Source organism: Opitutus sp., assembly GCA_024998815.1.
GTDB lineage: Bacteria > Verrucomicrobiota > Verrucomicrobiia > Opitutales > Opitutaceae > Rariglobus.
Genome location: JACEUQ010000001.1, coordinates 384,443 through 404,757, shown reverse-complemented (window position 1 = coordinate 404,757; position 20,315 = coordinate 384,443). Strand labels below are relative to the sequence as shown.

At 61.8% G+C, this 20,315-nt stretch carries 17 protein-coding genes; 7 read left to right on the top strand and 10 right to left on the bottom strand.

What is annotated here, in order from left to right; translation table 11 throughout:
- Positions 1 to 40 precede the first annotated feature (40 nt).
- The 3 genes from H2170_01650 to H2170_01640 all read left to right on the top strand — a co-directional run bounded on the left by H2170_01650 (position 41) and on the right by H2170_01640 (position 2,003).
- On the top strand, positions 41 to 658 hold the full coding sequence (locus H2170_01650) for a LemA family protein (protein MCS6298796.1): 618 nt from the start codon (positions 41 to 43) through the stop codon (positions 656 to 658).
- Positions 659 to 741: 83 nt separating this feature from the next.
- A complete protein-coding gene (locus H2170_01645; protein MCS6298795.1) occupies positions 742 to 1,530 on the top strand; it encodes a TPM domain-containing protein in 789 nt (262 codons plus the stop codon).
- Positions 1,531 to 1,556: 26 nt separating this feature from the next.
- A complete protein-coding gene (locus H2170_01640; protein MCS6298794.1) occupies positions 1,557 to 2,003 on the top strand; it encodes a TPM domain-containing protein in 447 nt (148 codons plus the stop codon).
- A 117-nt stretch (positions 2,004 to 2,120) separates the two neighbouring features.
- Here H2170_01640 and H2170_01635 read toward each other — a convergent pair whose 3' ends face one another.
- From H2170_01635 to H2170_01610, 6 genes are all read right to left on the bottom strand, one after another.
- Positions 2,121 to 2,447: a hypothetical protein gene (locus tag H2170_01635; protein ID MCS6298793.1), complete on the bottom strand. Its 327-nt coding sequence runs from the start codon at positions 2,445 to 2,447 to the stop codon at positions 2,121 to 2,123.
- Complete coding sequence (locus H2170_01630; protein ID MCS6298792.1) at positions 2,440 to 2,712, bottom strand: BrnT family toxin; 273 nt, start codon at positions 2,710 to 2,712, stop codon at positions 2,440 to 2,442. Before H2170_01630 ends, H2170_01635 begins: the two co-directional genes overlap by 8 nt.
- A 248-nt stretch (positions 2,713 to 2,960) precedes the next feature.
- Positions 2,961 to 5,759, bottom strand: coding sequence for an HAD-IC family P-type ATPase (locus H2170_01625; GenBank protein ID MCS6298791.1), 2,799 nt, complete (start codon positions 5,757 to 5,759; stop codon positions 2,961 to 2,963).
- A 459-nt stretch (positions 5,760 to 6,218) separates the two neighbouring features.
- Positions 6,219 to 7,034, bottom strand: a complete 816-nt coding sequence (locus H2170_01620) for a DUF2334 domain-containing protein (GenBank protein ID MCS6298790.1) — start codon at positions 7,032 to 7,034, stop codon at positions 6,219 to 6,221.
- Positions 7,022 to 8,287: a glycosyltransferase family 4 protein gene (locus H2170_01615; protein MCS6298789.1), complete on the bottom strand. Its 1,266-nt coding sequence runs from the start codon at positions 8,285 to 8,287 to the stop codon at positions 7,022 to 7,024. Before H2170_01615 ends, H2170_01620 begins: the two co-directional genes overlap by 13 nt.
- Complete coding sequence (locus tag H2170_01610) at positions 8,284 to 9,750, bottom strand: O-antigen ligase family protein (protein ID MCS6298788.1); 1,467 nt, start codon at positions 9,748 to 9,750, stop codon at positions 8,284 to 8,286. Before H2170_01610 ends, H2170_01615 begins: the two co-directional genes overlap by 4 nt.
- A gap of 146 nt (positions 9,751 to 9,896) precedes the next feature.
- Between H2170_01610 and H2170_01605 the strand changes: the two genes are divergently transcribed.
- The 3 genes from H2170_01605 to H2170_01595 all read left to right on the top strand — a co-directional run bounded on the left by H2170_01605 (position 9,897) and on the right by H2170_01595 (position 12,940).
- Positions 9,897 to 10,775 (top strand): glycosyltransferase family 2 protein, encoded by an 879-nt coding sequence (locus tag H2170_01605; protein ID MCS6298787.1) that lies wholly within the window; start codon positions 9,897 to 9,899, stop codon positions 10,773 to 10,775.
- A complete protein-coding gene (locus H2170_01600; protein MCS6298786.1) occupies positions 10,772 to 11,956 on the top strand; it encodes a hypothetical protein in 1,185 nt (394 codons plus the stop codon). Before H2170_01605 ends, H2170_01600 begins: the two co-directional genes overlap by 4 nt.
- 330 nt (positions 11,957 to 12,286) lie before the next feature.
- Positions 12,287 to 12,940 (top strand): hypothetical protein, encoded by a 654-nt coding sequence (locus H2170_01595; GenBank protein ID MCS6298785.1) that lies wholly within the window; start codon positions 12,287 to 12,289, stop codon positions 12,938 to 12,940.
- An 824-nt stretch (positions 12,941 to 13,764) separates the two neighbouring features.
- Here the strand turns inward: H2170_01595 and H2170_01590 are convergent.
- From H2170_01590 to H2170_01575, 4 genes are all read right to left on the bottom strand, one after another.
- Entirely contained in the window at positions 13,765 to 14,532 is a 768-nt protein-coding gene (locus H2170_01590) for an ATP-binding protein (protein MCS6298784.1), read from the bottom strand.
- Positions 14,529 to 15,995: an IS21 family transposase gene (locus H2170_01585; GenBank protein MCS6298783.1), complete on the bottom strand. Its 1,467-nt coding sequence runs from the start codon at positions 15,993 to 15,995 to the stop codon at positions 14,529 to 14,531. Before H2170_01585 ends, H2170_01590 begins: the two co-directional genes overlap by 4 nt.
- Positions 15,992 to 16,351, bottom strand: a complete 360-nt coding sequence (locus H2170_01580) for a hypothetical protein (GenBank protein ID MCS6298782.1) — start codon at positions 16,349 to 16,351, stop codon at positions 15,992 to 15,994. Before H2170_01580 ends, H2170_01585 begins: the two co-directional genes overlap by 4 nt.
- A gap of 1,707 nt (positions 16,352 to 18,058) precedes the next feature.
- Positions 18,059 to 18,439, bottom strand: a complete 381-nt coding sequence (locus H2170_01575; GenBank protein MCS6298781.1) for a hypothetical protein — start codon at positions 18,437 to 18,439, stop codon at positions 18,059 to 18,061.
- Positions 18,440 to 18,737: 298 nt separating this feature from the next.
- Here H2170_01575 and H2170_01570 point away from each other — a divergent pair, with 298 nt between their 5' ends.
- A complete protein-coding gene (locus H2170_01570; protein MCS6298780.1) occupies positions 18,738 to 20,237 on the top strand; it encodes a hypothetical protein in 1,500 nt (499 codons plus the stop codon).
- Positions 20,238 to 20,315: the final 78 nt, after the last annotated feature.

The window sequence follows — 20,315 nt, the reverse complement described above, 5'->3', positions numbered from 1 at the left end:
TAACTTCGCCGCGAGTGAATCAATTGATCGCGCTTCACCCATGAAAACCTTCCTCATCGCCCTGGCCGCCGCCGGCCTCCTCGCCCTGCTCGCCGTGCTTTACGTCGTCGGCATCTACAACGGCCTGGTCAACTCCCAGCAAGCCGTCGACGCCCAGTGGGCCCAGGTGCAAAACGTCTACCAGCGCCGCGCCGACCTCGTGCCCAACCTGGTCAACACGGTCGCCGGCGCCGCCCAATTCGAGAAATCCACCCTCACCGAAATCACCGAGGCGCGCGCCTCCGTGGGCAAGGTCACCCTCGACGCCTCCAAGGCCCCCGCCGACGCGGCCCAACTCGCCGAATTTGAAAAAGCCCAGGGCCGCCTCTCCTCCGCGCTCTCGCGCCTGCTGGTCGTCTCGGAGCGTTACCCTGACCTGAAGGCGACGGGAAATTTCTCCGCGCTCCAGTCGCAGCTCGAAGGCAGCGAAAACCGCATCGCGGTGGAACGCGGCCGGTTCAACGACGCCGCCCTCGCCTACAACGCGGCGATCAAACGGGTGCCCGCCGTCTTCTTCGCGGCCGTGTTCGGCTTCAAGGAAAAGCCCTACTTTGCCGCCACCCCCGCCGCCCAGACCCCGCCCGAGGTGAAGTTCGACTTTTCCAAGGGCGCCAAGTGAACCCCGTGCGCCCAGCCTGTCGCGGCTTTAACCTGCTTCGCTGGCAGACGTGGGCCGTTCGCGTCGGCCGCCTCGGCCCGGTTCTGGTGATTCTCGCGGTGTTCGCGGGGCTCGCAGGATTTTCGCCGAGCCTGCAAGCCGCCGCCGTGGCGCTGCCGCCGGCCCCGAGCGCGTATTTTAACGACTACGCCGGCTACATCCCGCCTGCGCGCGCCCGCGCCCTCGATGCCCGCCTCGCCCAGTTCGAACGCGATTCTTCCACCCAACTGGTGGTCGCCATCTTCCCTCGCCTGCCCGCCGGCGCCGCGCTGGAAGACTACACTGTACGCACCGCCCAGGCTTGGGGCGTCGGCCAAAAAAAACGCGACAACGGCGCGGTGCTCTTTGTCTTCGTCGCCGACCGCACCCTGCGCATCGAAGTCGGCTACGGCCTAGAGGGCCGGCTGACCGACGCGGTGAGCCACGCGATCATTGAAAACGAGTTAAAACCCCTGCTGCGCGCCGGCCGCCCCGCCGACGCGCTGGAGGCCGCCGTCAACGCGATGATCGCCGCCACCACTGGCGAATACCGCGGCACCGGCAAAACCGCGGCCGATTCCAAAAAGGGAAAAGCCGGCGTCAGCGGATCCGACCTGATGACCCTCCTTTGGATAGGAATTCCGCTCCTGCTGCTCCTGTCGCGGCTACGCAAAGGCTACACCTACCTAAATCAAAACAGTCGGCGTCGCTCGCGTTATGACAACCTGCCGTGGGGTGGCGGTGGAAGTGGCGATGGAGGCTCCTGGGGCGGCGGGGGTTCATCGTCAGGCGGAGGCGGCTTTTCCGGCGGTGGCGGCTCGTTTGGCGGCGGCGGAGCCAGCGGCAAATGGTAAGCGAAGAAACGATTCCAAAAACAACCATGTTCACCACCACCTTCCTCTCTGCGCTCGACCACTCCCGGATTGAGCAAGCCATCGCCGCCGCGGAGTTGCTCACCTCGGGCGAACTGCGCGTGGTTATCCACCCGGGCAAAACCGAAGACCCGCTGGCAACGGCCACCCGGGAGTTCGCCCGCCTGGAGATGCACCGCACCCGCCAACGCAACGCCATCCTTCTACTGGTGGCGCCGCGCTCGCGCACCTTCGCCTTTTACGGTGACACCGGCATTCACGAAAAATGCGGTGAGGCCTTCTGGCAGGCCCTGGCCGACGCGCTGGCGGCGGATTTCCGCCGCGAAGCCTACACCGACGGCATTGTCGCCGCAGTGGCCAAAGCCGGCGAACTGCTCAGCCGCTACTTTCCGCGCCGTCACGACGATCGCAACGAACTGCCCGATGCGGCGATCGAGCACCCGCCGGTGATTTAAGCCCCGGCGGAGGGCTCAAGCACGCGCGCTACGTTCCATGCGGATTGGCCCTCCTTTTCCGAATATAGAAGACCTATTCCCCGGCAGTTCGGCCCTAGGACGTAACCGCATTGCACCTTAAACCAACTCCGCCGCAGCAGTCACGGCATCGGAGAACGAGGCCAGCCCCTTGCGCTTCTGGAAGCTGCGGAGCTTGCGAATGGTGGCAGCCGAGAGCCGTACCTGCTTGGTCAGCTTACCGGTGGGCTTGCGACCAGCCCCCCGGCGGGCCCCTCCACGGCGAACGACTTTATAGTCTCCTGCCGCGATTTTCTCGGGCGTGATCTCCGCTTGATCGGAAAAGTCGATATCGGAGTCGGGTCGGGCGGCGAGCGCGGCAAGTTCCGCAAGTCGCTTGGTGCTGAGCGGCTGGGCGATCTGTTCAGTGAGGGTGGTTTTAGTCATTGGCATGGTAGGCGTTTCGTTCCTGGCGGCTGGCTCTGCGGGCGGAGATGATGCGGGTAACTCCTGCTCGGTCGGTGTGGGTGACAGTCAGAAAAATCACGCCGGCCACCGAGCCCGTGGTATTATGCCGCACCTCAGAGTCATGGCGGCAATCCTGCACCGTGAGCCGATTGGGATCGGAGAAAACCAGCGTAGCCTCACCAAAACTCACGCCGTGCTTGGCGAGGTTTTTAGCTGCTTTGGCTTCACTCCATTCGAAATTCACGTTTGAAAACGTAGTGCATAAATCAAATTGCGCAAGCAGGCAAAAATGCCCCTCGATCACTGGGCCGCATCTTGATTTTGGACCGCGAACTGATTTTCACGGGGGGGGGGGTTAGGAAACTTGGTCTAGGGAATCTCCCTGAGCTCACGCACGGCGCCAAGCTACACAGGACTCGTGGCCCTGAGCGTGAGCTCATGGAGGCGGGCGGGCGGGCGAGCGCGCCACGGCGGCGAGCTGAAGCACACGCGCTACTTCGCGGCCCTGCGGCGGGCCCACCCGAAGCGGAGCGCCTTTTCAATTTCCACGGCCGCCAGCGCCACGACGGCGACCGCCACGATGCGCAGCCACGAAACCGCCGTGATCGGCGCGGTGTGAAACAGCCGGTTCATGATCGGCGCGTAGGTGAACAACACTTGCGCACCGATCATCGCCACCGAGCCCAGCACCGCCCAACGGTTGGTGAACCAGCCGATCGAAAAAACCGAACGGTGCAGCGACCGGCAGCTAAACAAATACGCGACCTCCACCAAAACGATGACATTGACCACCACCGTGCGCGCGACCGCTTCCGAGGCCCCGACGCCTCGCAACTCCAGGCGAAAAAGCCAAAAAGCCCCGACCACCATAATCCCCGCAACCAGCGCCGTGCGCTGAAGCAATTCCCGCGTAAACAAGGGCTGCCGGGGGTCCCGTGGCGGGCGATCCATCAGGTCGGGCTCCTTGGGCTCAAACACCAGCATCAGCCCGAGCAGAATCGCGGTCATCAGGTTAACCCAAAGAAACTGCACGGGCAGGGCTGGCAGGGTGGTGCCGGCCAGCATTGCCACGAGTAACACCATGCTTTCGCCCACGTTGGTCGGCAGCGTCCAGACGATGAACTTGGTTAAATTATCAAACACCCCGCGCCCCTCCTCCACGGCGGCGGCGATGGAGGCAAAGTTGTCATCCAACAAAATCATCGCCGCCGCCCCCTTCGCCACATCGGTGCCGGTGATCCCCATGGCCACGCCGATGTCGGCCTGCTTGAGGGCGGGCGCGTCGTTGACCCCATCGCCGGTCATCGCAACCACGTGGCCCCGCGCCTGCAGCGCTTTTACGAGGCGGAGTTTTTGCGCCGGGTCCACGCGCGCAAAAACGGCGGTGCGCTCCGCGACGGCAGGCAACGCATCGTCGGGAATCTGCGCCAGTTCCCCGCCCGTCAACGCCACCAAACAGCCGTGCTCGACGCGCCCCGTCAGCCCGATCTGCTCGGCGATCGCACGGGCGGTGACCAGGTGATCGCCGGTGATCATTTTAACGGCGATGCCGGCGCGCTGGCATTGGCGCACGGCGGCGATGGCCGCGGCACGTGGCGGATCCATCATGCCCTGCAACCCCAGAAAGGTCATCCCGGCGGCCACATGAGCGTGCTCCAGTCGGGCGTGATCGCCCCCCACAGCTCGGCGGGCCAGCGCGACCACCCGCAAGCCCCGGGCAGCCATCGCCTCGGCGGCGTGATGAACGGCGGGGCGGTCCAACGCGACCCGCGTGTCGTTATCGCCAAGCGCATCGGTGCAGCGCTCCAGCAAACGTTCGAGCGCCCCGACTTTGTAGATCATCCGCCCGACGCGAGCCTGATGCAGGGTGGCGCGAAACATGTGCCCCGACTCAAAGGGAATCGTGTCGATGAGCGGGGAAACGCGATGAACGTCGGCATGCACCAAGCCCCCCTTTGCACCGGCGACGAGCAAGGCGGCCTCGGTGGGATCGCCTTGAACGCGCAGTTCGGCGCCATCGACCACGATTTGCGAATCGTTGCAGAGCACCCCGGCGAGCAGGCACTCGGCGAGCGCGGAATGGTGGCCCAACTCCAGCGCGCCACCGTCCCAGCGCAGTTCGCCCTTCGTCTCATAACCAGTGCCGGTGACCTCATAGGATTTACCGCCGGCAAAAATATCGCGCACCGTCATCTGGTTCTCGGTGAGCGTTCCGGTTTTATCCGAGCAAATCACCGTGGTGCTACCGAGGGTTTCGACTGCGGGCAGTTTGCGAATGATCACCTTTCGGCGAGCCATCCGCGACACCCCGATGGCCAACACGATAGTTACAGCCGCCGGCAGCCCCTCGGGAATTGCCCCAACCGCAAACGCCACAGCAGGCATGAACAGCGCCGAGGGCTTGTCGCCGCGCATCAACCCCACCCCAATCATCACCGCGGCCAACCCCAGAATCCCGAGCAAAGCCACGCGGTTAAACTGCGCGATTTTACGAGTCAACGGGGTGGATAACTCGACGGTTTCGGAGATCAGTTGTGCGATCTTGCCGGTTTCGGTCTGGTCACCGATGGCCCACACCACGCATTCGGCTTGGCCGCTGGAGACCAGCGTGCCGGCGTAGGCCAGGTTTTTGCGCTCGGCTAGAATCGTCGCGTGATCGAGCGGGTCCGGGTGTTTGGCCACCGGCAGCGATTCGCCGGTGAGAGCGGATTCGTCGACGTGGAGATTGCGCACATGCAGCAAACGCAGATCAGCCGGCACGCGGTCGCCGGGCTGCAAGAGCACCACATCACCGGGCACGAGTTCGACCGAGGGCACCCGTTGCCGGTGCCCGTCGCGGCGCACCGTCGCCTCGGTGATCACCATGCGGGCCAGCGCCTCGATGGCTTTACCGGCATTCGCCTCCTGAATATAGCCGACCACCGCGTTAACCAGCACCACCCCGAAAATAACAACCGAGTCAGTCGTTTCCCCCATGTAAGCAGTGAGCCCGACCGCCACCAGCAGCACGTAAATGAGCGGCTGGTTAAACTGGTCGATTAACGTGCTCAACCGCGACTTCGCCCGGCGCACGCGAACCTGATTGAGGCCAAAACGCCCCTGCCGCCGGCGAACCTCTTCGACCGGCAGGCCCTGGGCCGGGTTTACATCAAGAAGGCGGGCCACATCGACCACCGGAATGTGATGCCAAACCGGCGCGTCCTCCGTCCCCTCTGGCGGCGAATCGCCACCGAAACGCAACGAACACAGTGCCTGCAGAAACGAGAGACAAAGAGCGAAAAGTGCGCGCATAAGTTAAGTTATTTTAGAGTCGTGCATTACCTTAGCCTCCCGCCGCCTCAGCGCCCGTTCCCCTGTGCCCCCAACCGCTGATCAGCTCCGACTACGCGCTCCTGGCGGAGACCCAGTTGCGACTGCGTGGACGGAAGTAGCGCAGACTTCCAGTCTGCCTCGAGATACGATGCAGGCTGGAAGCCTGCGCTACTTTCGGCAGGCAGCACTATGACGGGACCTTACCGGCCTTAGTTTTAATGTTTTTTTCAGAGGCATAAAACGATTTGGAGTTGATCGGAATGGCACTTAGTTAAGGGGTGTTATCGTCCGCCCTGATTAGATCGCCCCTTCAGGGCTTGTGCACTTTAACCCATGATTCCTAGGGCGTTGCCCTAGGCTGTGGTAGAAAGCCCCATTGGGGCAGTCGTGCCTAACTAAGTGCCATTCGGTTTTGATCGTTTGTTACTAGGTATGAATTCAACTCAGCGGGGCGCCGCCCCTCGCCAACTCGCCAAACGAAATCACCCGTAAATTCGGGGTATTCGCCAGGTAATCGGCCGTTTCATGGAGCACATCGACGAAGGCGGACACCGGCTGGCCGGCGTCGAAATACTCCCACCAGTGCGTCACCAAGACGGTTAAACGCTGCCCTTCGACCTGACGGCGAATCGCCGGCAATATCGTCTCCGGGGCGCGGGCGCGCGAAAGCAGGCAACCGGGATGGGAAAGCAAGGTCGTCCTGCCGACCTGCCAATGCGGGGCACGGCGGGCCTTCTTCCATGAATAATGCGGCCACCAGGCCAGGGGTTGCCGCCCCAATTCAAACCACCCGGTTGAAACCACCTCAAAGCGCCGCGCCGCGGCCGCCAAGCCGGAGCGCGAAAACCGGTCGTGCGGCGCAACAAAGGCGTGCGGGCGCTCAAACCCCGCCTCATGCAGCCGACGGGCACCTCGCTCCATGAGGTGCGTCGCGGCCTTCTGGCCGACACGATCAAACTCAAAGCAGTCGTGAAAACACCCGTGCTGGGCCACGTGATAACCGGAATTGGCGCGCAGGTAGGCCACCAGAGTCGGATTCTCCTCCATCCGGCGCGTTCCCGCGCTTGGCCGATGGCCGCCGGGCAAAAACCCCTCGATCCCGCCGTCGGGGCGTCGTGCATCCAGACGCACCTCGGGGATCACCGCCAGGTTCACCGGTAGCCCGCGGTCAAGGAACGGGCGGTACAGCTTTTCGAGGCGGTTGACCGGCGTCAGCGCATTCGTGTCATCATCGCGAAGGATCACGTAGTGCATGACTTTTCCTCGATGAGGGTTTCGTAGAGCCGGCGCATCCGTTCGGCCAAAACCCGTGTATCAAAATCGGCCCACACCCGCTGCCGTCCGGCGGAGGCCAAACGCCCGGCCCAATCCCGATCAAACCACAGGTGGTCTATGCCGCTGTGAAATCCTTCCGGATGATCCAAATCAAACAGCACACCCGTTTTGCCGTCCTCAATGAGGCAGGTCGCTCCCGAGGTACGGCTGGAAATAACCGCCGTGTTCGCCGCCCACGCCTCTAGGATGACCAACCCGAAGGTTTCGGAGACGGACGGAAGCACCACAGCCCGCGCCTCCTGCAGCAAGCCGACCAGTCGCGGGTCACCCGGCGGGATCCCGCCGGTCAACACGACATGCCAACCTAGCCCGTGCCGGACGATCTCACGTTCCAGCTCCGCCGCATAGGCATCGTCCGTGACCGAACCGGCCAAAACCAGCAGCAGGCGCGGATGACGGCGTATCAAGGCGTGCAGTTGCTCAATCAGCCAAGATTGGTTTTTGACCGGGTCGATTCGCCCCAGCGAGAGCAGCACACTGCGTCCGATGATGCGTGGAAAGGCCGCGCGCGCCGCCCCACGCTGGTCAGCCTCGTAGATACGCGCCGAGACGCCATGGGGTTGCACCACCACGCGCCGACTGGGGTGCTTACGGTGCATCAATTCGGCCTCGCGTCCGTTGCACGTGATGATCGCGTCTGCGGCGTCCAACAAACCGCGGCTGCCCAGCAACAGCCCGCAGACTTTCCCCCACTCCAGCCCCTCAGTGATCGGCGCGTTCATTTGAGCCTTCAGCGCAGGCGGCAGGTCATAGACGCCGCCGTGGGTGGTGAACACAAAAGGCAGCCGCCGCCGCCGCGCGACAAGCCGGCCGATGGAACCGATCCTCCCCATGGTGTGGGCGTGGATGACCGATAAACCCGGCTCCCGCCACAAGCTGCTGATCAACCCGAACGACATCAGATTGCCTCCGACGGCGACCATCTGGCGGCGCTTTTCCTCGGCTAGCCCCCAGATCGGCACACAGGCATCGAAACGTCGCATCTCACACCCGACCTCGGCCAAAGGGTCTTGGACGGGCGCAGGGGAATGAACCGGGGCGGGCAAACTCGGGCTGTAAACAAGCGAGCGGACTCCGCCCTGGTGCAGGCCTTCGCACAACCGGTGGAGCGCCGTTTCAGTCCCGCCCCATTCGGCCGGGTTATACTTCCGCAACACGTGTGCAATGTTCATGACGACCTCACCTCCACGCCCACCACTGCGGGGCCAAACCGTTCCGGAATTTCAGGCTCGGCCCACCGCGTCGAGGACTCGACGCGCGCCGCCTTTTTTTGGGTTTGCCAATAATAATGCAGCCCAGCCAGCGCTCCAGCCAAAATATGGAAGGTGATAAAAATGGGCGAATGGCGGTAGGTCCACTCGGTCAGGCTTTGAAGGAAAACCCCGCAGAAGCCGAAAAAAACGCCAACGCCCAGCAGCTGCATCGGATCGGTCGAGCCCCGCCACAAAAACCCCGCGCCCACCTGGAACCAGCGCAGCCAGAGCAGTGTAAACAGCAACAAGCCTAACACACCCAATTCACCGAGCAGCAGCGCACCTAGGTTGTGCGCTGGGGCGGCGTAATAGCCAGGGAAGCGTTCGGTGCGATCCACGAGATTCCGGGACGCATCGTAGTCCTCATAGTTAAGCCCCTCCCTCGCGCCATAAACCTTACTCACCCAATAAGACCAGTTGTTCAGCCCGATGCCCCACCCGTGATCGGCGACGATCATACCAGCCCAGCGCAGGTAAATGCCGCGGCCTTCGCCGCTCTCCAGGTATTCCTCGCTCAGGGTGGACTCGTTGAAACGCGCCATCAGGGGCTGCCAGGAGGAAACCAGCACCAGGGCAACCATAGCCAAAACCGTGCAACCGACCGCCACTTTTTTAAAGGTGAGCCGCCACGGGACGCAGAAAGCCGTCGCCGCCAGTACAACCAAGGCAAAGGATACCACCCCCGTGCGCGAAAGCGTGAGGATCATGGCGCCGGCGGTCATCACCACCGCGATCAAACAGGCCCGGCGCAACCACTGGGGAAACCCAACCGCAGCCGCCCCAGCCACCAGCACGGGCCCAATCAGACACAGGTACATCGAAAGACTATTGGGGTGGTTGAGGTGGCCTTGCGCCCGAACCATGCCCTCAAACAGGCGTTGCCGATAGGCAATGAGAGCCTCGAACCCCACCGCGCAAACCAGCCCGAAAACCAAAATCTTGAGCTCACGGGGTGATCGCACGTACAGGGCCGTCGCGAGGAAAAACACCAGCCCGCGCAGCAGTTTCCACAGCTCGAAGGCGCCGAAGAGTTTCGGCTGGGAAAGCAGAACCGAGCCCAAACAGTAGGCGCCAAAACACCCCATCGCCGTCAGTCCGGCGGGCCAAAACCAGCGCCGCTGGCCCGCGCGGGGCAGCAGCACGCAGGCCACCAGCACACTCACGGCGAGCAAATCGATGCCCGACACCTCCAGCCCCCGCGACGTGCCGCGGTAGTTGTCCTGACTCCAAAAGTTAACACTCATGCGCTCGGCCACGGAGGTGCCTGCAACCAGCATAAAAAACATAAGGTCGCGCAGGCGCTGCGAACAACTCGCCGCCAGCACGCCCATGCCGGTGAAAATGAAGATCAAGGCCGCCGCGATTAAATGTTTGGTATCCATGGCTGGAGCGCCAGGCGCGCGAGCCGCGCGACCTGACCCAGCGAGTATGCCCGCCGGGGTGCGCGCCGAGTAGTGGGTAAGCGCCTAGGTGCGCACTCGGGCTCAACCCCATGGTCGCAGCACTGAAACTGCTTTAGCCTGCTCTCATGAGTGACATGCCCATCAGCATCATCCTGCGCTCGTTCAACGAGGCCTGGGCCCTGCGCGATACGCTGGCCGCCCTGCGCGCCCAGGACTACACCAACTGGGAACTGATCGTGATCGATTCCGGCTCCACGGACGGCTCGGTCGAGTTGATCCGCCAAGCCGCCCCGCGGCATTTCATCCAAATTTTGCCGCACGAATACCAGCCCGGGCGGGTGCTCAATACGGGCATGCGCTTGGCCCGCAACGAGGTTGCCATTTTTCTTAACGCCGACGCCACCCCGCAGGGCCGCCAGTGGCTGCGGCCGCTGGTCGCCTCCCTGCGCGACCCGCACACGGCGGCGGTTTTTAGCCGTCAAATCGCGCGCCCCGAATGCCAGGCGGTGTTCGCCGCCGACTATGAGCGCGCGTTTGGCATTCGCCGCGAATCGGCGGGGTGGGACAACTTTTTCAGTATGGTGAGTAGCGGCATCCGCCGGGACATTTGGGCGCAGCGCGGTTTTGTCGAAGCGTTGCAATACTCCGAGGACGACGAATACACGCGGTGGTGCCGCAGCCAGGGGCACCGCGTCGTGTATTGTGCCGATTCGGTGGTGATGCACTCGCACAACTACTCGCCGCGCCAAGCCTACAAACGCTGCTTTGGCGAGGCGTGGGCGCTCTATGCCATGGGCGCGGCTCGCCCGCAGAATCTCATCTGGCTGGGGGCACCGGAGCTGGCCTGGCTCAACGACGTGCGGCGCGACCTCGGCTTTTGTCTGCAAACACGCCGCCTGCACGAATGGCCCCAGGGCTGCCGCATTCGCTGGGCGCAGCGACGGGGCAAAGCCGACGGAGGCAAAGCCGGTGCGGCCATGCATACCGGAAAGGCGTTGGTATGATCGCATTCCCCGACCCGTGGTTCTCGGACCATTCCCGCGCGTTGCCCGTATCTTCCGGCACGACCGGCCCCGACGGACGCACCACACGCTTCACGCTCGACGGCGACGACCACCTTGAGGCGCATTTGGCCACCACCTGCGCTTTGATTCTCGCGGGCCTACGCGGGCTTATTCCCGAGCCGCGCATCGAGGCCATTTTGCTCGGCGGAGGCTACGGACGAGGCGAGGGCGGGGTCCTGCACACCGAAAAAGGCGACCGGCCGTACAACGACATGGAGTTCTACGTGTGCTTGCGCGGCAACCGCCACCTCAACGAGCAGCGCCACCGGCTCGCCCTTGAGGTGCTCGGTGAGATCCTTACCCCGCGCGCAGGCGTCGATATCGAATTCAAAATCACCTCGCTGGCGACGCTGCGCAGCGCGCCCGTGAGCATGTTCACCTACGACCTGATGATGGGCCACCGGCTGCTTTTAGGCGACCCGGCGCTGGTCGAAGGACTCGAACACCACCGCAATCCCGAAGACATTCCGCCGGCCGAATCAACCCGGTTGTTGATGAACCGCTGCTCCGGGCTGCTCTTCGCGCAGGAACGGCTGCGGCGCGCGGAATTCACCGCCTACGACGCCGATTACGTGCAGCGCAACCTGGCCAAGGCCGAGCTCGCCTTCGGTGACGCCCTGCTTGCTTCCCACGGCCGGTACCACTGGAGCTGCCCGGAGCGCCACCGCCGCCTGAAGCAACTCGCCCCCGAACCGGCCCCCGCATGGATGGAAAAAGTGCGCAACCACCACGTCAATGGGGTGCTGTTCAAGCTCCACCCCGAGCGAAGTCTCGCCTCACGCGACGAGCTCCAGTCACGCCACACCGCCATCGTGGAACTGGGCCTAAATGTCTGGCTATGGCAGGAGCAAAGGCGGCTTGGGCAGCCCTTTGGCTCGGCCCGCGACTACGCCCTGAGCCCGCATGACAAATGCCCCGAAACGCGGCCCGCGCGCAATCTGTTGGTGAACCTAAAACTGGCAGGGCCGCGGGCCCTGTTGCGCAGCGACCGCTGGCGCCACCCACGCAACCACGCCCTGAGTGCGTTGAGCCTTCTGCTGTGGGATCCGCAGGTGCTTCCGACTGCGGTTTATGCCCACCAAGTCGCCGCCTACAAAGCCCGCTGGCGACAGGTCAATTGAGCGCGGCCGCGCAGCCCCCATATCATGCTACTTAACGATCAAGTTGATGCTTACGGCATCCTTGAGCTCACGCTCAGGGACACACGCTTAGCGAACACACACGCTTAACGCTTCGCGAACACACTCCTCGTGGCCTTGAGCGTGAGCTCAAGGTGTTTTACCCAAAGCTATCAGCTCCCCCCAATGAACCGATTTCGTTACGCCCACCGTGAAAGTGAATTCAAACCGGACTGCACGAAACGTGATACCCCGCATCAGATCCCCTTACTTATTTGCCACCAATAATTAAACGACCTCGTTTTATAGAAAAGAAGGCTTATCACTCCACCTATGTCCCAAGACCCTCATGCCCAGTTTGATCAGGCGGTGCTCGACAAGATTGAGCTGAGCCCGGTGGGCGCAGTACCCCATACCCCGGCTTATCAAGATGCGCTCAAGCGCCTGCGGGCCTCGCACCAGGTTTACGCCTCGGCCGACCACAAGGGTGGCCTCGTCACCGTGCGCTCGCTGGCGAGCCTGCCGGTATTTTACGCACATAACCTCGAAGCCTTCTTGGCGGGCAAGGTCGATGAGTCCGAACTGGAAACGGACACGAGTGTTTTTAACCGCTACGAACAGTCACTGCCGGCCGCGTTGCTCGAAAAGGCCGAGGCGGCTCGTTCAATCGTCGTCGCACGGCGACTGCATCACCGCACCAAGCAGGGCGTCGAAGTGGTGCGCGACCCGATCCACAGCCTGTTGATGGTGCCCGGTGCCGGCCCCCACCCCGGCTTAACCGGCAATTACGTGTATGGCTCGCTACAGGAACTCACGGGCGATGCGCACGCCGGACATTGGTCGATTCACCTGCACGATGCCGACGATGGCGCCGCGTCCTGCGAGGTGTCCAGCCGTGCCGAGGCGCTGCATAAACTCCAGGAAGTGCTGGCGAGCGCGCCCTTCCTGCTGAGTGAACTGGACGCACTGGGTTTCCGGTCGAATTAATAGGCCGGAGCCAGGCTCGGGGGGGGGGGGGGGATTGCCAGAAAGCGGGCAAAAAGGGGCGAATCCAAATAGGTTTTTGCGGAAGATTGTATACCGATGATCGAGGGAGGGCCCACCTCCGTGTGGGCTGGTTCGGTACGGACGACACGGAGGTCGTCTCTCCCATACTACCTACTAAACGTATGCCCCGTCCGCGTTAATGGCTCTCACTTTGATCGAGAATTAGTCGGCCCTGAAAAAGGCACCTTAGGGATCAGGAAGAAGCTAAAGTACCAATTAGGCGCTGGTGGTAAAACATTACTCTCAGATCCCCGATTTTTAACCCCTTTAGGGCACTGATATTCACTGATAAAATCAAGAAGACTCTGCCCGGGGCGTAGGGGCGTCGAAAACTGGCATAAAAAACTATTTCGGAGGGGCTTGGTTTTAGTGTCCGACATCAGTGATTATCAGTGATCATCAGTGGTTAAAACGGATCGAACTCAGTCCATTTCTCACTCAAATAAATACAAACGAACCGAGTTAACCGCAATGCCGTTAAGGCATGCTCTACCTCGAGCAATCGGCGTCGGATCGAGAACGAGTAAGATTAAGAGAACGAGAACGATACGGAATTCAGCGATGCCGCTGACGTGCCGATCGGTGGACGGGGATTGAATCGTTCTCGTTCTCTTACTCGTTCTCTTTCGTCAGGGACTCGGGGGCGTTTCGGTTCGGTGTACTTGTGAGCGGCGGCGCGAACACCGTCTATTTCTGGCGGTTACAAAATCACCTGTCGTAAAAGCCGATGACCGGCCCCGCCAGGGGCCGATCATCAGGCCCGGTCAGCTTGCAGGTTCGTCGGCCAGGCGGTCTTTCATGCGGTAGGATTTGCCCTCGATGACGACGGTCTGGGCCCGGTGCAGTAGGCGGTCCAGGATCGCCGCGGTGATGCCAGCGTCGTTGTTAAAGATCCCTGCCCAGTGTTTGTAGGCCTTGTTGGTGGTGACGATCAGCGAGCCGCGTTCGTAGCGTTGGCTGACGATCTGGAAGAGCAGGTCGGCCCCCGACTTGTCGAGCGGCAGGTAGCCGACCTCATCGAGCACGAGCACCGCAGGGGTCATGTAACGCTTCAACTCGGCTTGCAACCGGTGCAGGGACTGGGCGGTGACCAAAGCGTTGATCGCGTCCACCGCCGTCGTAAACAGCACCGTGTAGCCCGCCTGGCACGCCGCGTAGCCCAACGCGCTCGCGAGATGTGTCTTCCCAAGCCCCACACCACCGCAAAACACCGCGTTGGTGCGCTCCTTGACAAAGCCCAGTTCGAAGAGGTGCCGCACCTGCGCTTCGTTCAACTCCTTGGGCCAGTCCCACTGGAACTGGTCGACGGTTTTCTTGACCGGGAAGCGCGCTGCCTGGATGCGCCGCTCCAGCGCCCGGATCTGGCGGTCCTGGGTCTCGGCCTGCACCAGTCGGCGTAAAAATTCGGCGTGCGAACAGCGCGCCTTGGCCGCCTCGGCCGTGAGTTCGCCGTGGTGGCGCAGCAGGTAACCGAGTTTCAGGTACTTGAGTTGATCTTTTAATAAATCGGTTTTTTCGGGTTCTGTTTTCATTGGGTATAGGGGCTTAAATCCGGGGGACGCAGTTCGAGTTCCAGTGCGGCCAACGCGTCGGCGCGGGTGAGGTGGATCGGCCCGGCTTGCGGCAAGGCCCGCGCGCGTTGTTCGAGCAAGTTGAGGATGTAATCGCTGGAGTAGGCGCCGAGTTCATGGGCGCTTTCGATCGCCCGGCCGACTGCCTCCGTTCCATACAGGGCCACCAAACCCACGATAGTCGCCAGGTGGTGTCCCGCGTTGAGCCGGCGCTCCTCCAGCCCCCGTTGGTAGGCGGGTGCCGCCGGGCTCAGTTCCAAAAACCGTAGCCGCAGGCGCTGCCGCGCCCCCTGCCGTTTGCGCTCCTCGAGTTCGCGCACATGCTCGGGGTTTTCCACATCGGCGCGGCGGGCAAAACTGCGGGCATGCTCGGCCACCAGGGTGCGGTCCGCATAAAACCTCACCTGCGCCCCCTCGATCTGCGCGGTGAGTAGCGCCCCGGCAAACTTCGTGGGCACCGAGTAGCGGTTCGTTTCGATACTCACCCGGCACCGCCGCGACGCCCGCACGCTTAAGGTGCGCACCGCCGGACTGGCCACCGGGTTAAGCGGCAGGAGCGCAGCGCGCTCCTCGGGCAGCCGGTCCACCGGCCGGCCCTGGGTTTCAGCGTGAACGCGCACGTTGGCCACCGTTTCCAGCCACAAGCTGGCGGCCGGCCCCAGCTCGGTAAACCCGTTCATCTGCCGCCCGCCAAGGAAGCTTTTTTTCACGTAACCCACCGCGTTTTCCACCATGCCCTTGGACTGCGGATGCCCCGGCCCGCACGCTTTTATCGTAAACCCGTAGTGCCGGGCAAAGTCCAGGTACTGGGCGTTGTACACCGGGTCGGTCCCGGGCACATGCGAGAGGACGGCCGTCTTGCAGTTGTCCACCATCACCTCGCGCGGCACCCCGCCGAGTTTTTCAAAGGCGCGCCGGTGACAGCCCAGCCACCACTCCTGGCCCTGCCCGAGGGTAAATTCCACATGCAGGAACCGGCTGTACCCCAAAACCATGACGAAAAAACTTAAAGCCCGCCGGGTGCCGTCCACCTCCACCGCGCCAAAACTGCCCCAGTCCACCTGCGCGGTCTGGCCGGGGGCAAACTTGAGGGTAAGAAACGCCTCCAGGTTCCTCGGCCGCACCCGCCGCACGTAGTCTTTCAAAATTGAATACCCGCCCGTGTACCCCCGCTCGCGCACCTTTTGCCAGAGCTGCATGGCGGTGAACGGATGGGCCTCCAGCCAGCGCGCGATCGCCGGCTTGTGCACGTCGAGCTTGCTTGGCCTAGGCACCTGCGCGGCCTGGCTGCGCACGTACTTTTCCTGCGCCTGCCAGCGCCTCACCGTCTGCACGTGCAACTGGAGCGAGCGGGCGATTTGCGGCGCACTGTGACCGGCCGCCTCCGCCTGTTTTATCCGGCAATACAGTTCGTAATCGATCACGCGCCCACCTCCCGGCTCGGCGGCGGCGTTGCCGCCAGCGTGTGCGTTGGCCTGCCCCGGTCCAAGGAGAGCACCTGGTAAAGTGGCGCGGCGTAGGCGATCACCCCGGCCTCGATTAACTGCCGGCGCGCCTCGACCAGGCCGTCCTCGCTGAGCGTGAGCAGCCGGGCCAGGGTGCGCGTGGCGTAGTAACTCAGCCCGTCGGCGTCGCCCACGGTGACCAGGACCAGATAGAGGCCCCAGGCGGGGGCACTGGCCCGCCCCAGGTAATTGCCCCGCACCAGCCGGTGGTCCAGCCAGCTAAACTGGGCCGGCGTGCGCCGGAGTTGTTCGCGATCGATCGGTTGTTTTTGCATAATCGGGCGGCTGGACGTCGATGCCCAGGATCACCCGCCCCCGGGATTGCAGGTGTCGCAGCATGGGTTCGAGGTCCTCTTGTAACGTCACTCCGGCGAACTGCGCGATAAGCCCCACGAGCACAGGGTTTTGCGACTCCCATCTGTCTTGTAACGGCACGCAGGGATTCGGTAACGCCACCTCGGCGACCGGCTCGGCTTTAGGCTGGTGCACAACGGATTGCGTAGTTGGGATGTCTTGTAACGCCACCCGCCGTCGCGGCCCCCTCCGCCTTGAGTACCCCGGATTGGCCTTCCGCCACTCCTGCACCCGTTGGACATTTTCTGGGCCTTTCCAGTGGTCGAGGTTCTCCGGCTTCGCCAACCATTTGGCCTGACTGGCCGCCCGGCTCGCCCGTCGGCATCCCGGCTTCCCGCAGTAGCGCTGACGCTCGCGGTTATGCGCGTCGGGCAGAAAGAAATCGACACAGTGCAAACACTTGCGTGAACCGGTTGGATGCATCGCTGTGCATCCGCCAAGCGTCCCGCCGGTTCAATCTCCACCCATTCGCACCCCTCATATCCCCAGCCGGACAGGGAAGAAAACCCACCCACGGAAGAAGAGTATTACTCTTTTTAAGGGGAAGAAGATCCACCGAAGAAGAAGTGCATTCCTAACCGCCAGAAATAGACGCTTTCCCGCTCGCCGCTCACAGTGTACTCGATTCCTTTGTTCGTATATTAATATTATAGCGCAACTTGCTTATCCCGAGATTTATCCGGGCCATGCCTTACAGGCATTAGAGTTAACCGCTAATGAACGGGTATGCCGCTAATAAAACCATGGAATCGATGCTTCTGAATTAGCATATACCCGTTCATAAGTGGTTAAAAATTCCGCTGCTTGATGTTTGGCTGCTTGGTTGCTGGTGCGGTGAGTCTGAACTGTTACCAAGTTTTTATGCGTATGAATGAGAAATGGTATCATACCATTTTGCATTCATACGCATTAAAACCCGACCACTACCGTGATCACGTCAGTAGCGACCCATCACCCAACCTTAAAACAACCGGATTCTTAACCACTAATGAACAACAAGATACACTAATCAAGAAGCGACGAATCCCTTGTTTTTATTAGTGGAAATTAGTGTTCATTAGTGGTTAAAATGGTTCGTTTGTATTTCTTTGATCGCGAAATGGTATCAGTCCTCGGGAGGTGCGGGTCATTCGTGGTACGCTCTCGTCGCTTCTTTGGCTGGAAGCCCCAAACCCAACGCATTAACGGTACTTTAAGCCCTACCGCATCCCTTACGACATCACTAGGGCATGGCCCGCATCCACCAAACCCTCCAACTCGGTTCGGAACAGTTCCCGCTGCGCTTGGTGGACGGTGGCTTTTGGCTTCATCGATTTCCCCTGTTTTTGTTGGTGTGTCTAGACTTAGCCAGGAAAACAGGAGCACAATAAAAACCTCAAGTTAATATTAGTCATCAGCTTATGAATTATTCAGGGGCGACTAAATATTACTGCCTACCAGAGACACGCGAAGTGGATAAATCCAGTTGATTAACAAGTAATAGCGTTCTCCCTCGCGCACCTGCGCGAGCCTTCGCGGTTAAATGGATCGGGGCCTTCGATTTTGTGTTATTTTGTGGTTTTTGTGGCCAATCGACCGGGGGCTACCCGCCGATAACATCTGAATTATCAGGATGAAACGAATGGAGCCTACTTTTTATTATTTGCTTTAACGAAGAAGCCACACTCCTCGCCCTTCTCGTTGACATAAACAACCTCAGGCTCGGCGGCAGTGTCCCCCGACTTGCCAGGCTTCCCCGTCGCCTTGGCTTTCATATGACAAGAAGGGCAGGTGACCATGGCACCCTCCTTGCACATTTCCATAGCCTGTTCTTTTGAGGTAATGGGGACCTCGGAGACGGTTTTGCACTGGGTGCAAACGTAGTTCAGTTTGTCGCCGGGCTTAAGCTGCCTGAACTGTGCGGCACGACGCTGGTTCTCCCAGTGTTGGGGACCGGGACCGGCATAGGCCACGGAGGTAAGAGCGCTGAGTACAAGCGAGACAAGGATGAGGCGTAGCGGGGTTTTCATAATCTTTTTGGCGTTCGGGGGGTTGGGGTGGGAGCTTGGGTTGCGGGTGACGAGGAGCGGCTGAGGCTCGGGCCCAATGGCGGTATAAATTAAGCGGCAACACGGTTTGTTGCACCAAACCACACCTCGACCGATCAGCGTCGGGTTAGATTAGCCCGGATTGAGGAAGTTTTCTATGGGGCATAACCAGTGTTAGACGGAGCGCCTAAACCCACCCTCGCCGGCTTACAGCAGAGAACCAGTTGCAGGTTGAGTATTTCCTTCGGCCAAAGGCCGTGCCTAGCTTACGCCCCATCTTATGTTAGCCGCCCTGCCCCACCTCATCCTCCTCGCCTGCATTGGGTTGCTTTGCACCACCGCTGGTCATGCCCGCACCTGGACCGACACCCTGGGCCGCACACTTGACGCCGACCTGGTCAGCGCAACGCCCACGGAGGTCAACGTGCGCCGTCCCGACGGGCGCACGCTCTCGCTTTCACGCGCCCAACTCTCGTCCGAGGATCTGGCCTACGTCGCCCAGCAGGCCAGCGCGTCGGCGCCGGCCTCATTGCCAGCTCCTTCGGCTGCACCCCAACGCGCCGAGAAACCGACTGCGCCCCTGCCACCCTCCGGTGAGGCCACGACGGGCGTAGATTTTAACGCGTTTAACACCTTCCTGGGGCTGCCCTTGCTGGCCGACGAAACGCTTTGGGACGACAGCCCCTCGGACGTTGCGCACCGACTGAAACTGGCCGTCGAGGGCAAGAATGCCCATTTCGAGGGTTTTCGGGCCTACCCTCAACCCGGACGTGAGGTTCTGGGTGCTAAGGCGTTGATGATCTCGCTGCAGGCGGCCGAGGGACGCGTCACCTCGATCCTGTTACAGTTCGCCAATCGCGGCGATTTCCCTGGCTTCCAACACTGTGTCAACGACCGCAGCCAGCCGACGGCGGCCGAACTCAAGGCGTTTGAGAAAACGCTCAAAAGCGACTTCACCGCCCTGACCAAGGGGCTCACCGCAAAGCTGGGCGAGCCCAAACGCGAACGCGCGCTGTTCGGCGGGCTCGATTCCGGCCGGCTTTCTCTGCGCTGGGAATGGCACGGGCTGGCGCTGCTCGTCAGCCAGGACCCAGGCCAAATGGTGTTGTTAAAAATCATGCCAGCGGGCAAGACGGCCACAGCCCGGCTGGGCGACGACCAGGTGCGCCGTTTGCTCAAGGAGCGCGTTGCCCGCCGCGCCGGGGGCGACGTCGTGATCGACCAGCTTCCTATGGTGGATCAGGGGCCCAAAGGCTACTGCGTGCCAGCCACCTTTGAGCGTTACCTGCGTTACGCTGGCATCCCGGCCGACATGTACGAGCTGGCTGCGTGCGGCGGCAATGATTTTGGCGGCGGCACGAGTTTCCATGAGATGGTTCAAGGCGCCGCCAACTACGTGAGCCGACAGGGGCGCGGACTCGAACGGGTCTCGATCCAGCTGAACGTCGCGGCGGTGGCGCGTTTAATCGACGAGGGCAGGCCAATCATTTGGGGGCTTTGTTCCACCGCAGACTACAACACGATGGCCAACGAAAACAGCGCCGCCCGCAAAAACGCCGGCGATCCCGCCAAATGGAAGCCCACGCCCACCGCGCGTGAGATCGACAAACTTTACGCCGACCCGACGACGGCCCACGCCTGCCTGATCATCGGTTACAACCGAGCAACCAAGGAAATCGCCGTGTCGGACTCGTGGGGGCCGCGCTTTGAGGAACGCTGGATCCCCGCCGCCGCGGCTCAAAAGGTGAGCCAGGACGAATACTGGGTGCTCTCCTGGTGAGATTTTTGAATCGGGGGTAGAGAGAGCGCGAGAGAGGGAATCGGTGGTAAGGGCGCCCTGGAACAGCGCCAGACCTTG